Source organism: Phytohabitans rumicis (assembly GCF_011764445.1).
Taxonomy (GTDB): Bacteria; Actinomycetota; Actinomycetes; order Mycobacteriales; family Micromonosporaceae; genus Phytohabitans; species Phytohabitans rumicis.
This window is the reverse complement of record NZ_BLPG01000001.1, coordinates 4,339,011-4,352,654: the sequence shown is the minus strand read 5'-3', so window position 1 is coordinate 4,352,654 and position 13,644 is coordinate 4,339,011. Positions and strand designations below refer to the sequence as shown.

11 protein-coding genes and 3 pseudogenes are annotated in these 13,644 nt (G+C 73.0%); 6 read left to right on the top strand and 8 right to left on the bottom strand.

Features of this window, described 5'->3' with window-relative positions; all coding sequences use genetic code 11:
• Positions 1-37 precede the first annotated feature (37 nt).
• The 3 genes and pseudogenes from Prum_RS19390 to Prum_RS19380 all read left to right on the top strand — a co-directional run bounded on the left by Prum_RS19390 (position 38) and on the right by Prum_RS19380 (position 2,231).
• A pseudogene (locus Prum_RS19390) lies at positions 38-645 on the top strand (5-oxoprolinase subunit B family protein).
• A pseudogene (locus Prum_RS55090) lies at positions 642-1,498 on the top strand (5-oxoprolinase subunit C family protein). Before Prum_RS19390 ends, Prum_RS55090 begins: the two co-directional pseudogenes overlap by 4 nt.
• Positions 1,482-2,231 carry a LamB/YcsF family protein gene (locus Prum_RS19380; RefSeq protein ID WP_173077810.1) on the top strand — a complete coding sequence of 250 codons (750 nt, stop codon included), beginning with the start codon at positions 1,482-1,484 and terminating at the stop codon, positions 2,229-2,231. Before Prum_RS55090 ends, Prum_RS19380 begins: the two are co-directional and overlap by 17 nt.
• Before the next feature lie 38 nt (positions 2,232-2,269).
• Here the strand turns inward: Prum_RS19380 and Prum_RS19375 are convergent, their stop codons facing one another.
• Positions 2,270-4,111 carry an NHL domain-containing thioredoxin family protein gene (locus Prum_RS19375; RefSeq protein WP_173077809.1) on the bottom strand — a complete coding sequence of 614 codons (1,842 nt, stop codon included), beginning with the start codon at positions 4,109-4,111 and terminating at the stop codon, positions 2,270-2,272.
• Positions 4,104-4,637: an LppU/SCO3897 family protein gene (locus tag Prum_RS19370; protein ID WP_173077808.1), complete on the bottom strand. Its 534-nt coding sequence runs from the start codon at positions 4,635-4,637 to the stop codon at positions 4,104-4,106. The genes Prum_RS19375 and Prum_RS19370 overlap by 8 nt, the downstream gene beginning before the upstream one ends.
• Positions 4,638-4,719: 82 nt before the next feature.
• On the opposite strand from Prum_RS19370, the gene Prum_RS19365 reads away from it, so the two are divergent.
• Both Prum_RS19365 and Prum_RS19360 read left to right on the top strand, forming a co-directional pair.
• The gene (locus Prum_RS19365; RefSeq protein WP_173077807.1) at positions 4,720-4,962 is read left to right on the top strand and encodes a hypothetical protein; all 243 of its coding nucleotides are present in this window, start codon (positions 4,720-4,722) and stop codon (positions 4,960-4,962) included.
• Between the two features lie 56 nt (positions 4,963-5,018).
• A complete protein-coding gene (locus Prum_RS19360; protein WP_173077806.1) occupies positions 5,019-5,183 on the top strand; it encodes a hypothetical protein in 165 nt (54 codons plus the stop codon).
• Between the two features lie 1,986 nt (positions 5,184-7,169).
• On the opposite strand, the gene Prum_RS19355 is transcribed toward Prum_RS19360, so the two are convergent.
• The 6 genes and pseudogenes from Prum_RS19355 to Prum_RS19325 all read right to left on the bottom strand — a co-directional run bounded on the left by Prum_RS19355 (position 7,170) and on the right by Prum_RS19325 (position 12,592).
• Positions 7,170-7,307 (bottom strand): hypothetical protein, encoded by a 138-nt coding sequence (locus Prum_RS19355; RefSeq protein ID WP_173077805.1) that lies wholly within the window; start codon positions 7,305-7,307, stop codon positions 7,170-7,172.
• A gap of 94 nt (positions 7,308-7,401) precedes the next feature.
• The gene (locus Prum_RS19350) at positions 7,402-8,655 is read right to left on the bottom strand and encodes a dihydrolipoamide acetyltransferase family protein (RefSeq protein ID WP_173083896.1); all 1,254 of its coding nucleotides are present in this window, start codon (positions 8,653-8,655) and stop codon (positions 7,402-7,404) included.
• A 5-nt stretch (positions 8,656-8,660) separates the two neighbouring features.
• Positions 8,661-9,638 carry an alpha-ketoacid dehydrogenase subunit beta gene (locus Prum_RS19345; RefSeq protein WP_173083894.1) on the bottom strand — a complete coding sequence of 326 codons (978 nt, stop codon included), beginning with the start codon at positions 9,636-9,638 and terminating at the stop codon, positions 8,661-8,663.
• Positions 9,635-10,762 (bottom strand): pyruvate dehydrogenase (acetyl-transferring) E1 component subunit alpha, encoded by a 1,128-nt coding sequence (gene pdhA, locus Prum_RS19340; RefSeq protein ID WP_173077804.1) that lies wholly within the window; start codon positions 10,760-10,762, stop codon positions 9,635-9,637. The genes Prum_RS19345 and pdhA overlap by 4 nt, the downstream gene beginning before the upstream one ends.
• Before the next feature lie 618 nt (positions 10,763-11,380).
• Positions 11,381-11,542, bottom strand: coding sequence for a hypothetical protein (locus Prum_RS19335; protein ID WP_173077803.1), 162 nt, complete (start codon positions 11,540-11,542; stop codon positions 11,381-11,383).
• Positions 11,543-11,861: 319 nt separating this feature from the next.
• Positions 11,862-12,592: pseudogene (locus Prum_RS19325) on the bottom strand (NUDIX hydrolase).
• A gap of 27 nt (positions 12,593-12,619) precedes the next feature.
• Here Prum_RS19325 and Prum_RS19320 point away from each other — a divergent pair.
• The gene (locus tag Prum_RS19320; RefSeq protein WP_173077802.1) at positions 12,620-13,642 is read left to right on the top strand and encodes an SPFH domain-containing protein; all 1,023 of its coding nucleotides are present in this window, start codon (positions 12,620-12,622) and stop codon (positions 13,640-13,642) included.
• Positions 13,643-13,644 lie beyond the last annotated feature (2 nt).

The following is a 13,644-nucleotide window of genomic DNA, read 5'->3' as shown; positions in this document are numbered from 1 at the left end:
TGCAAGTAGATAGCGGGTGTCGGGCACCATAGCTGCCATGCGGACACGCCGGGTAGGCGCCGCGGCCCTCCTCATCGAGTGCGCCGGCGGTGCCGAGGTCGAAGCGTGGCGGGCCGAGCTGTGGCGCCGCCGCGACCAGGGCGAACTTGCGGCCGTCGAGATCATCCCCGGCGCCCGGACCGTCCTGCTCGACGGCGTCGACCCGGAAACCACGGACCGGCTCCTGGCCGGCTGGGCACCGCCGCCGCCCGCCGGCACCGTCTCCGGCGAGCTCGTGACGATCCCGGTCTGGTACGACGGAAGCGACCTGGTCGACGTCGCCGCGCACTGGGGGTGCCCGTCGCCGAGGCGGTGGAGCGCCTCGCCGGGACCGAGTTGCGGGTGGCGTTCTGCGGCTTCGCGCCCGGGTTCGCGTACCTGGCCGGGCTGCCGGCGTCCTGGGCGGTGCCGCGCCTGGCGAGCCCGCGCCCGAGGGTGCCCGCCGGGTCGGTGGGGCTCGCCGGGGAGTACGCCGGCATCTATCCGACCGCGTCACCCGGCGGCTGGCGGCTGGTCGGCCGGACCGACGCGGTGCTCTTCGACGTACGGCGGGACCCGCCGGCCCTGCTCGCGCCCGGCACCCGGGTACGGCTGGTGCCCGCATGACCGTCGACGTGCTCCGGGCCGGCCCGCTGACCACCGTCCAGGACCTGGGCCGCCCCGGCTGGGCGCACCTGGGCGTGCCCCGGTCGGGCGCCCTCGACGCGTCCGCGCTGCGGCTGGCCAACCGCCTCGTCGGCAACGCCACGGACGCGGCGGGGTTGGAGGTGACGGCCGGCGGGTGTTCGCTTCGGCTGTCCTCGGCGGGCACGGTGGCGCTGACCGGGGCCTGTGCGCCGTTCTCCGTGGACGGACGGCCCGCGGCGTACGGCGTACCCGTCGCGGTGCCGGCTGGTGCGGTCATCTCGGTCGGCCGGGCGCTGTACGGCGTGCGGTCGTACCTGGCCGTTGCCGGTGGCATCGCGGTGGAGCCGGTGCTGGGCAGCCGGTCCACGGACACCCTCTCCGGGCTGGGGCCGGCCCAACTGCGGGACGGCGACCGGCTGCCGCTTGGCTCGGCCGGTACGCCGTCCACGGTGGACTTCGTGCCATGGGAGCCGCCCCGGCCGCGCTGCACCTCTGGATCAGGCTGGGGCCCCGGGACGGCTGGTTCACGCGGGAGGCGGTCGAGGCGCTGCTCGGCACCGCGTACACGATGAGTCCGGTGAGCAACCGGGTCGGCGCGCGACTGACCGGCGCGGCCCTGCCCCGCGCTTCGGGTGTGCAGGCCGCGGAGCTGCCGAGCGAGGGCGTGGTGCTCGGCGCGGTGCAGGTGCCGGCGAACGGCCAACCATTGATCTTCCTCGCCGACCATCCGACGACCGGCGGCTACCCCGTCATCGGGGTGGTCGACGACGTTTCGCCCCTCGCGCAGGCGGCGCCCGGGACTACGGTGAGGTTCCATGGATCTGAACGCTGATCTGGGCGAGGGATTCGGCGCCTGGCGGCTCGGCGACGACGACGCCCTCCTCACGGTGGTGACCTCGGCGAACGTCGCATGCGGCTTCCACGCCGGCGACCCGGTGACCATGCGACGGGTGTGCGCGTCCGCCGCTTCGCGTGGTGTGGCGGTGGGCGCGCAGGTGGGCTACCGCGACCTGGCCGGCTTCGGGCGGCGGCGGATCGAGTACGCCTTCGACGACCTGCGCGACGACGTGATCTACCAGATCGGGGCGCTGGACGCCTTCTGCCGCGTCGCCGGCACCCGGGTGCGGTACGTCAAGCCGCACGGCGCCCTCTACAACACGGCGGCGGTCGACGAGGCACAGGCGGCGGCCGTGGTGGCCGCGGTGGTCGACTACGACCGGACGCTGCCGGTGCTCTGCCTGCCCGGTTCGGTGCTGGCCCAACTGGCCACGGGTGCCGGGCTGCGCACCGTCGGGGAGGGCTTCGCCGACCGCGGTTACCAGGCGAGCGGGCTGCTGGTGCCGCGCTCGTCGCCCGGCGCCCTGGTGAAGTCGCCGGACGAGGTGGCCGAGCGGGTCGTGCGGATGGCGGTGGACGGCACGGTGGTCGCGGTGGACGGCACCGTCGTACGGCTCCCCGTGGAGTCGATCTGCGTACACGGCGACACCCCGGGCGCCGTGGAGCTGGCTCGCGGGGTGCGCGCGGCGCTTGAAAGGAAGGGCACCCTGTTAACGCCTTTTGCATAGGAGGGGTCCCCTCCTAACGCCTCAGGCGTCTAGACGCCTCAGGCGTCTAGCCCGCGGAGGATGAGCGGGAGGCGGGTGGTGCCGGCTGGGGTGACGTGGATGGGGACGCCCCAGTCCTGGCGGGTGAGGTGGCAGGCGGCGTGCTCGGCCTCGGCGTCGCAGGTCGCTGCCTGGGCGACCACCTGCAGCACCCCGGCCGGCACCTCCGCGTTGAGCACCAGCCGGCGGGACAGGTCGGTGGTCACGCCGGCGCCGTCCAGGAGCAGCTCGGGCGGGGACGCGGACACCTCCAGCCGGGTGGACGGGCCGAATGACTCGTCGAGCTTCTGGCCGGGTGCCGGGGTGAAGACGACGTCGAGGGTCACCTCGCCGGGTGCCAGGTCGGTTGGCGGCCGCTCGGTACGGTGCCGCTCGCCGGCCACGGTCACGGCGCCCGCGGCGGACAGCGCGCCCGGTGCGAGCCGGGTGAGCCGATGCGCCGCCGACTCCACCACCACGACGCCACCGTCCGCGGTGAGCACCACGTCGCTCGGCTCGGCCAGGTCGCCGGCCACGGTGGACACCATCCCGGAGTGCGGGTCGTACCTGCGTACCGCGCCGTTGTAGGTGTCGGCCACCAGCACCGAGCCGTCGGGCAGGGCGCAGACCCCGAGCGGGTGCTGCAGCAGCGCCCGGTCCGCCGGCCCGTCGACGTGGCCGAAGTCGAAGAGTCCCTGGCCCACTGCGGTGTGCAGGGCGTCGCTTTCGACGTACCGGAGGGCCGAGGCCTCGCTGTCCGCCACCCACAGCCGGGCACCGTCCGCCGAGACGGACAGGCCGGACGGCTGGGCCATCCACACGTCGGGCAGCGGACCGTCGCGCAGGGCCTCGACGGTGGTGCCCGCGTACACGCCGGTGGTCCGCTTGACCGGGTCGAACCACCACAGCTGGTGGATGCCGGCCATCGCGACGATCACGCGGCCGTCGTACCAGGCGAGGTCCCAGGGAGAGGACAGGTCGGCGGCCAGCGCGTCGTGCGCGTGCTCGTCCACGGTGGACCGCCACGGCCGTCCGGTGCCGGCGACGGTGGTGACCTCGCCGGTGTCCAGCCGTACGCCGCGCAGCAGGTGGTTGACCGTGTCGGCGACGACCAGGTCGTACCCGGCGATCTCGGCCTCGCGTGGCGGCAGCAGGGAGAGGCCCTGCGGCTCGGAGAAGCCGGCCACCTCGGGCGCGCCGTCGGCCCGGCCCCGCGTCCCCGACCCGATCCGCCGTACGACGGTCTCGGCATCGGGCGCCAACTCCACCAGCGAGTGCCGCGCGGAATCGGACACCAGCAGGCTGCCGCTCGCCAGCCGGACCCCCTTACCCGGGAAGCGCAGCGTGGTCGCGGCGTCGGCGGGTGGCACGTACGGCCCGTCGCCCCGGTGCAGGGTGCCCTTCGCCTCGTGCGTGGCGATCAGCTCGTCCAGGAGCCGACTCAGCCCTTCGGCGTGGCCTTCGCCGGCCATCGACGCGACGACGTACCCCTCCGGGTCGATCACCGACAGCGTCGGCCACGCCTTCGCCGCATACTGCCGCCAGGTCTCCAGCTCAGGATCATCGAGTACGGGGTGCGCCACGCCGTACCGTTCGACGGCGTCGGCGAGCGCGGCGGCGTCCCGTTCGTGCTCGAACTTCGGCGAGTGCACGCCGATCACGACCAACGCGTCGCCGTACTTGTCTTCCAGCGGCCGTAGCTCGTCCAGGACGTGCAGGCAGTTGATGCAGCAGAACGTCCAGAAGTCGAGCAGCACGATCTTGCCGCGCAGGTCGGCCAGCCGCAGGTCGCGGCCGCCCGTGTTGAGCCACCCGCGCCCGCGCAGCTCCGGCGCCCGAACGCGGGCCCGCTGGTCAGCCACTGGCGGCGGGGGCCAGGCAGAGCACCTGGTCCTTGCCGCCGTCACCGGCGATCACGACGTGCGGCTGGCTCTGGTCGGTGCACTGCTTGGCCTCGTCCACCTTGGACACGACCTTGAACGCGTTGGCCTCGGTGCACTGCGCCGCGACCGCGCCGGTCGTGCCGGACTGCTTGACGCAGGAGCCGACCTCGGGGTTGAACGACGGGTCGGACCCGCGGGTGAGCAGCCAGACGATGCCTAGCGGGACGATCAGCAGCAGCGCCGCGGCGGCCAGCACCATGATGAGTACGCGGCCGTTGCGCACCTGCGGCACCGGCTCCGACTCCGGCTTGGCGGGTGCCGCCTCCGGCTGGAACGCGTTGAACTTGTTCTGCTCCTGGTCGGCGCCGGGCGGTGGCCCCCACGGTGCGGGACCGCCCTGGGGTGGCCCCTGCGGCGGGAAGCCGGGCGGCCCGTCATGCGGCGGATAGCCGGTCGGGCCGTCGTAGGGCGGGTAGCCGGGCTGTCCCTGCGGCGTCGGGAACATGGCCGTCGACTGCGGCGACTGGGGCGGGTAGCCGGGCGGACCCTGCGGCGGTGCGTAGGCGGCCGGGCTCTGCGGAGCCGCCGTGTACGCCGCGGGACCCGGTGGCGGGTACGGCGGCGGGCTCACCGGGCTGCCGGGAGGCGCGCCCTGGAACACCCCGGTGGGCTCCGAGTACGGCCCGGGCGCGTCCTGCGGCGACCCGTACGGCCCGGGAACGTTCGGCGGACCGTCCTGGGGCGACCCGTACGGCCCGGGAACTCTTGCGGCGGTGCCGCGTACGGGCCGGGTGTCTCGGGCGGGGCGCCATACACGCCGGGCGGGCTGACCGGCCTGCCGTACGTGCCGGGGGGCGCGCCGTAGACGCCCGGGGCGGGCGGCGAGGTGGGCTGCGCGGCCGGGCCGCTGGACGGCGACGGTGGCGCGCTGGACGGCGACGGTGGCGCCACCCGGGCGCTGGCCGACACGGGACCCTGGCGCGGCGGAGGCGGTGGCGGCGGCGAGAACGGCTCGGGGTCGTCGACCTCGGGCGCCGCCGGACGGCCGTAGACGCGGGACTGCGGCGCCTGCGCCTGCGGTGGGACGACCGCGACCTGGTCGGCCGGGGGCGCGATGCGGCTGGCAACCGGCACGGAGGCGCTCGCCGAGACCGGCTTGGGCTCGACCTGGTCCGAGTGCGGCGCCGCGGCGGCCGCGTGGGGCGGGGCGCGGAGGGTCCCGCCGACCCGAACACGTGACCGTTGGACCCGAACGGCCCCGGGGCCGGAGCGGATCCGCCAGCCGGGGCGGATGCGTACGGCTGCTGATCGCGCGGATCCGTGCCCTGCGGCTCGGAGGAGTGCGGGGCCCCGTACGGAGCGTCGTGCGGCGGCCCATAGGACCCAGGACCGTCGTACGAGGGCGGAGCCTCGTGTGGGGGGCCGTAAGAAGGGGGAGGAGCCTCGTAGGCGGGCTGAGCCTCCGGCGCCTGCCCGTACTGACCCGGCGCGGGCGGCGGAGTGAAGAGATCTGCCCCTGACCGGCCTGCGGGTACGGGTTGGCCGCCGGCGGCGCCTGGTACGGATCGGCCGGGCGCGGGGTGAACAGACCGGGCTCACCGGGCGGCGGGGTGCCGAGGTTGGCACCTGGGACGCGCACCTCCTGCCCGGGGAAGCCACGCGGCGGCGAGTCTTCGCGGTCAGGCTGCCGGTGACCCGCCTCGTACCGGGTCGGCTCGAAGCCGCCCCTAGGCTGCTCGTAACCGCCGGAAGCCGGCTCAAAACCGCCGCCGGGCTGTTCGCCGTAACCGCCGGCGCTGGGCTCGAAGCCGGCAGTGGGCTGGACGCCCCGGCGGGCTCGAAGCGACCGCCAGGCTGCTCGTAACCACTGGCGGGCTGCTCGTAACCGCCGGCAGCGGGCTGGAAGCCCTCGGCGGGCTCGAAGCCGCCACCAAGCTGCTCGTAACCGCCGGCGTTGGGCTCGAAGCCCCTGGCGGGCTCAAAGCCGCTAGCCGGCCCGAAGCCACCCGGCTGGAAGCCGTTGCCCGGCTGAAGGCCGCCGTCGGGCTCGTAGCCACCGCCGGGCTCGCGCTGGGGCAGGTCGTGCCGGCTGGCCGGGCGCAGGGACGGCTGGGGAGCCGGCTCCGGCGGGTACGACGGCTCCGGCTGGGCGGTCGGCGGCGGCCAGGCACCTACCGGCGCCCACGCCTCGGGGGCAGGCCCATCGGCTCGGCCGGGGCTGCGCGGGAGGCACGGAGGCCACGCCGGGCGGGGACACCGACGCCACGCCGGGCGGCGGGAAGCCTGCCTGGGGCGGCTGTGGGAAGCCCGGCTGAGGGGGCGGGGGGAAGTTGCCCTGGGGCGGCGGGGGGTACGCCGCTGGCGGAGGCGGGTAGGCGTCCGGCTGCGGTCCCCAGTTGGTGGGGAACGCGGGTGCCGGTGCACCGGCCGGAACGCCGGGGGCGGGTGCCTCGGCGCTGTTCGGCGGGGGAGCGGCTCCCCACGGGGTGGGTACGCCCCATTCGCTGTCGTGCGCCGGCTGTCCACTACTGCCGTACAGCGCTGGTCCGCCGGCGCCCGGCGCAGCGTCAGCCGGCTCTTGGCCGGGGTGCTGCGGGCCCTCGGACGTCATGTGCGCCTCCTCCATCACATGTCGGCCGTGCCGCCTCCGCGTAGAGGCCCGGCGGAGCCGGCCGTGCAGGTCGTGGCGGCCCCGACTCGCGACCGCCGCCAGCAGTAACCGATTGATGACGACGGGTGCGCTGCCCAAGGGGCGACGACCGTTGCCAACCGTACCGGGCCCGCGCTGCTATCAGGAATCCCGGTCTCGGCGACCAGCCAACACAAACGACCCGCCCGGTGCACCCGGACGGGTCGCTAGGGCCTATCCGGCGGATCTTTGTGGGGCTGCGGCGGGCCCAGACGACGACCGGCGGCACCGGACGAAAGGCTACATACAACACCGGTATGTGACCTCCCGCCCGGCACCGCCGGATCGCCGCCTGGACCTCGCCTCGCTCCCACAAGATCCACCGGATAGGCCCTGACGTGCTTCAGATCACCCGTAGTGACGCTGGGCGATGATGCGGATCTCGTCGCGCACGGCTGGCGAGTTCGCGGCACTCAGTGCGCGCTCGATGGCGCGGGCGCGCCGGTTGGCCTCGCGGCGGCTGCGGTACCGATCGATCATCTTCATGGCTTCCCTCCCCTTTGCTCGCCTCCTATTTAACCTCGGAAAGCGTGCATCCGCCATCGATTATTAGGTGAGGTCGGCCACGTGCCGAATAATCTTAGGTCCAGGCCAGCAGGATCGCCTCCGGATCGGAGAGGAACGCGCCCACGTCCCGCAGGAACTTCGAGCCCAGTTCGCCGTCGATGATCCGGTGGTCGAACGACAGGCCGAGCGTCGTGACCTGGCGCACCCGGATCTTGCCCTTGTGCACCCAGGGCGCCTCACGTACGGCGCCGAACGCGAGGATCGCCGACTCGCCCGGCGGCAGGATCGGCGTGCCCGTGTCGATCCCGAAGACGCCCACGTTCGTGATCGTGAACGTGCCGCCGGACATGTCCGCCGGGGCGGTACGTCCTGCTTTGGCGGTTTGCACGAGCGCTGTCATCGCGTCGGCCAACTCACGCAGCGAGAGCCGGCCGGCGTCCTTGATGTTGGGAACGATCAGCCCGCGCTCGGTGGCCGCGGCGATGCCGAGGTTGACGTACTGCTTGACGACGATCTCGTCGCCCGCCCAGCTGGAATTGATCATCGGGTGGCGCTGGGCCGCCAGCAGGACCGCCTTGGCGACCAGCAGCAGCGGGGAGATCCGCGCCTCGCGCCACTCGGGCAGCGCCCGCAACCGGTCGAGCGCCTTGATCGACCGGGTCATGTCGATCGTCAGGAACTCGCTGACGTGCGGCGCCGTGAACGCCGACGTGACCATGTTCGCCGCGGTGAGCTTGCGCACGCCCTTGACGGGGATGCGCTGCTCCCGATCACCGACCGCAAAAACTGGGGCCGGCGCCGACACCGCGGCCTGCACGTCGTCCCGGGTGATCGAGCCCTCCGGCCCGGAGCCGGTGAGTGTGGTGAGATCCACACCGAGATCCCGGGCGAGCTTTCGGACGGGCGGCTTGGCCAGCACCAGCGGCTTCGACGGCGGTTCGGGCACTGCCTCTACGGCCGGCGGGGCGGTGCTGGGCGTACTCCCGTTTGTTTTGCGAGGACGGCGCGCGGCCGCGGCCGTCCGCGGACCGTAACCCACCAGGACCGGGGTGCGTGCGGCCTCGGCCGGCTCGCCGGCGTCGGGGTCCGTGTCGATCGAGATGATCGGCGCGCCGACCTCGACGGTCGTGCCCTCCTCGCAGTGGATGGCGAGGACCTTGCCGGCCCACTTCGCGGGGATCTCGACGGCGGCCTTGGCGGTCTCGACCTCGACGATCGGCTGGTTGAGCTCGATGGTGTCGCCGACCGACACCAGCCACTTGAGGATCTCGCCCTCGACCAAGCCCTCGCCGAGGTCCGGCAGGGGAAACTCCTTGATCCGCGACATCCCGGTCACCACCTGAAGGTGCGGTCGACGGCGTCGAGCACCCGGTCGAGGTCGGGCAGGAACTCTTCCTCCAGCCGGGCGGCCGGGTAGGGGGTGTCGTAGCCGGTCACCCGCAGGACGGGTGCCTCCAGGGAGTAGAAGCACTCCTCGGTGATCCGGGCGGCGATCTCGGCGCCCAGGCCGACGTTGGACGGCGCCTCGTGCACCATCACGCAGCGGCCGGTGCGGCGCACCGACTCGTAGATCGGCGCGAGGTCGAGCGGGGAGAGCGTGCGCAGGTCGAAGACCTCCAGCTCGCGGCCGTCCTCGGCCGCGGCCGTCGCCGCGTCCAGGGCCGTGCGGACCATCGGTCCGTAGGCCAAGACCGTCGCGTCCGTGCCGGGCCGCACGCGGCGGGAGGCATGCAAGGGGTACGTCAGGTCCGGGTCGACCTCGCCCTTCTCGTGGTACCGCCGCTTGGGCTCGAAGAACACGATCGGGTCGTCGGAGGTGATGGCCTGCTGGATCATCGTGTACGCGTCCTGCGGCGAGCTGCACGCCACCACCTTGAGGCCGGCGGTGTGCGCGAAGTACGCCTCGGGCGACTCGGAGTGGTGCTCGACCGCGCCGATGCCGCCGCCGAACGGGATGCGGATCACCATGGGCACTTTGACCTTGCCCTGCGACCGGTAGTACATCTTGGCGACCTGCGAGACGATCTGGTCGTACGCCGGGTAGACGAAGCCGTCGAACTGGATCTCGCAGACCGGGCGGTAGCCGCGGATCGCGAGGCCGATCGCCGTGCCGATGATGCCGGACTCGGCCAGCGGGGTGTCCATGACACGGTCGTCACCGAAGTCCTTCTGCAGGCCGTCGGTGATCCGGAAGACGCCGCCGAGCTTGCCGACGTCTTCGCCCATGATGAGGACCTTGGGGTCGCTCTCCAACGCCCGTCGCAGGCCGGCGTTCAGCGCCTTGCCAATGGTCAGCTTCTCGGCCATCAGTGCGCGCTCCCCTCGAACGAGTCCAGGTACTCGGCGAACCGCTCGCGCTGGGCGTCGATCTCCGGCGAGCCGTGCGGGTAGACGTTGTCGAACAGGGTCAACGGTTGCGGGTCGGGCATCGCGAGCACGCGCTCGCGCAGGTGCAGAGCCTCCCGCTTGGCCTGCTCGTCGACCTCGTCGAAGAAGGCCGCGTCGGCGATCTGCTGCTTTTCCACGAACGCCCGTACCCGGGCGATCGGGTCCTTGGCCTGCCATGCCTCGACCTCGCTAGCGATGCGGTAGCGGGTCGGGTCGTCGGTGGTGGTGTGGGCGCCCATCCGGTACGTGTACGCCTCGATCAGGGTCGGCCCCTGGCCGTGCCGCGCGTTGTCGAGCGCCGTGCGGGTGACCGCGTACGTGGCGAGCACGTCGTTGCCGTCCACCCGCAGGCCGGGGAAGCCGAAGCCGTCCGCCCGCCGGTAGAGCGGGATGCGGGTCTGCTTCTCGATCGGCTCCGAGATGGCGTACTGGTTGTTCTGGCAGAAGAACACGATCGGGGAGTGGAACACGCTGGCCCAGATGAACGCCTCGTTGACGTCTCCCTGGGAGGTGGCGCCGTCGCCGAAGTAGCAGAGGACGGCCTCGCCGTCGTCGCCGCCGACCTTGCCGTCCTTGGTGATGCCCATGGCGTACCCGGTGGCGTGGAGCGTCTGGGCGCCGATGACGATCGTGTACATGTTGACCCGGACCTCGTTGGGGTCCCAGGCGCCCTGGTCCACGCCCCGGAAGAGGCTCAGCGGCAGGATCGGGTCGATCCCGCGGCAATACAGGACCCCGTGCTCGCGGTACGTCGGGAACGCCATGTCCTGGGTGCGCAACGCCCTGCCGGAGCCGACCTGAGCCGCTTCCTGCCCCAGCAGGCTGGCCCAGATGCCCAGCTCGCCCTGGCGTTGCAGCGCGGTGGCCTCGGCGTCCAGTTTGCGGATCACCACCAGGTCGCGGTAGAGCCCCCGGTACTCCTCGTCGGTGAAGTCGACCGAGTACTCGACGCCGTCGGCGCCGGTAGCCCTCTCGATCCGCTCCCCGTCCGGGGTGAGTAACTGGACGAAATCCGGTGCTGGTTCGCCGGCCGCTTGTTTCGCCATCCGTCTCTCCCTGTCGTCGGTGCGGCGCTGCCGGGGGTGTCCCGGGGACGCGCAGCTCGTGGTGCCGGTGCCGCGCCTAGCCCGGGTTGGGGTTGCCGCGCGGCGGAGTGACGGCCCGCGCCGCCGCTCACCGCTGGTGGGCGGAGATTACGGCGGCGTTGCCGTCGGGTCCATATTCGCAGAGGTGAGGAGGCTCTCCACAGTGCCACCTTGCCAATGGTGGCTAATGCCGGTCTGGGGTAGTAGTTGCGGCGTCCGCTGGTGCGGAGGCCGCCCACGATGGCGGCGCGGACGTGGCAAAAAGGCCGGTATTCGCTGCGTCCGCTGGTGCGGAGGCCGCCCACGATGGCGGCGCGGACGTGGCAAAAAGGCCGGGTATAGCAGAAAAAATGGCACATGGACACGCTCTAGAGCGGTGGCGCTCCGTGTCCGTATGAGCGACCCTGTGTGAGGACTTCCGCCTCAACGTAGAGGAGCTACAGCCGTGCCGCACCGGGGGGATGGTTCGGTGCCGCTGCCGCTGCTCGCGCGCCACCGGCCGACGGGCGGCACGCACGTGGCGGACCGGCGCGTGGCCGGCGTACACCGGGCGGAGGGCCTAGCCGGCCCCACCAGGCGTTACACCGTCATCGTAATCATGCTTGTGACAATGTCCTCACTCCCGATCATCGCGGCGATCAGCGCCGGTTCGGCGACCGTCGGGAGTACGGCGGCGGGCGGTACGACCCCGTTCATCGCGCCGCCGTCGGAGGGACCGGTGGTGGTGTTGCCGCCGCCCACGCTGTTCCCCGAGGAGCCTCCGCTTCCGGCCGGAGTGGCCGAGTCTCTGCGCCCCGTGGCGAAGCGCGAACCTCAACGCCGCCGCCCCATCCGCACGCACCCCCGCCCCGCCCGTCCCGTGGAGTCCGCCTCGGTCTCCCCCGCCCGTCCCCGACCCCGACGCCGTCCCCCTCGCCTTCTCCCACGCCTTCCCCGTCCCCCACGCCCCCGGTGATCACCCTCCCGCCCACGCCCACACCTCCGTGCGTGCCCTTCCCGTCCGCGTTGATCAGGGAATAGCTCGGGCGTTTTGTGGCGTGCCGAGAGAGCGGGTCCCTGATCAGGCGGATCTTGGGCGTTCCGGCCGCAGCATCGGAGGGTGTAGCAGGGCGGCCGGGCCCGGACGAAGACCTGGGCGGGCCGGCCACGGTCGCCGGTCGTCGAGCGGCCGGCCGGCTCGACAAAACCGGGCGTACCCGTGACCTTGCGGTGGAAGTTGCGCGGATCGAGGTGGGTGCCCCACACCGTCTCGTACACCTGGCGCAGCTGGGCCACGGTGAACTCGGGCGGGCAGAACGCGGTCGCCAGCGGCGTGTACTCCAGCTTGGCGCGGGCCCGCTCCAGGCCGTCCGTGAAGATCTTTTCGTGGTCGAAGGCGAGGTCTGCCTCGCGTACCCGGCAGATCGGGAGCCACTCCGCGTGCGCCGCGTCGGTGCCGGCCACCGGGGTGGGCAGATCCGGCAGCAGGGCCAGGTAGGCGATCGTGACCACCCGCCCGCGCGGGTCGCGGTCCGGGTCGCCGTAGCTGCCGAGCTGCTCAAGGTGGCCGGCCGGGTGGCGTAGGCCGGTCTCCTCGGCCAACTCGCGTACGGCGGCGGTGGCGAGGTCCTCGGCGGGGAGGACGAAGCCGCCCGGCAGCGCCCACCGGCCCGCGAAGGGCGGGGTGCCGCGGCGTACCAGGAGCACGCACAGCTCGCCGCCGCGGACGGTCAGGACCACCAGGTCGACGGTGACCGCGAACATCTCTTTATCACCACCTTGACGAGAATCTATCACGGCTGTTATCGTCATGGTGACGAGAAAAAGGGGAGGGTGGTCATGGCGGACGTGACCAAGCGGTTGTTCCTGCGGCACCTGCGGGGTGCCCCGACGACCTGGGTCCGGCACCACGCGCGCGGCCGGGTCAAGCACGAGGGGATCGGGCAGTCCTTCTGGTACCGGCCGCTGGTCGGCGTGCTGAGCGAGGTGCCGGTCGACGACCGCGAGCTGCCCCTGCTCTTCCACGCCCGGACCAGCGACTTCGCCGACGTGACCGTGCAGGCCACCGTGACGTACCGGGTCGCCGACCCGGCCCTGGCCGCCGGCCGGCTGGACTTCTCCGTCGACCCGCACCGCGGCGTCGCCCGGGCCAGGCCGCTGGACCAGATCGCCACGCTCCTCGCCGAGCTGGCCCAGCAGCCGGCGCTCGACCTGCTCGCCCGGGTGCCGCTGGCCGAGGCGCTGACCGACATCGCCGCCGTACGCGAGGCGGTCTCGGCGGCGCTCCGCGACGAGGCAAGGCTCGCCGATGTGGGCGTGGCCGTGGTCAGCGCCCGGGTCGTCGCGGTCCGCCCGGAGCCGGAGATGGAGCGCGCGCTGCAGACGCCCACCCGGGAGGCGGTGCAGGTCGAGGCCGACCGCGCCACGTACGCCCGCCGCGCCCAGGCCGTCGAGCAGGAGCGGGCCATCGCCGAAAACGAGCTGCAAAGCAAGATCGAGCTGGCCCGCCGCGAGCAGCAGCTCGTCGAGCAGCACGGCGCCAACTCCCGCCGCAAGGCCGAGCTGGAGGCGACCGCCGAGCTGGCCGTCGCGCAGGGCAAGGCCGAGCGGTCCGCGGTGCTGGCCGCCGCCGAGGCAGAGAAGGAGCGCACCCTCGCCGCTGCCAAGGCTGAGGGGGTACGGGCGGTAGGGCTGGCCGAGGCAGAGACCGAGGCGGCCAAGCTGGCGGCGTACCGGGACCTGCCCCCGGCCGTCCTCCAGTCGTTGGCGCTGCGCGAGGTCGCGGGGCAGCTCCCCGAGATCGGCCAGCTCACCGTCACTCCCGACGTGGTGACCAGCCTGCTCGGACGGCTCTCGAAATGAAA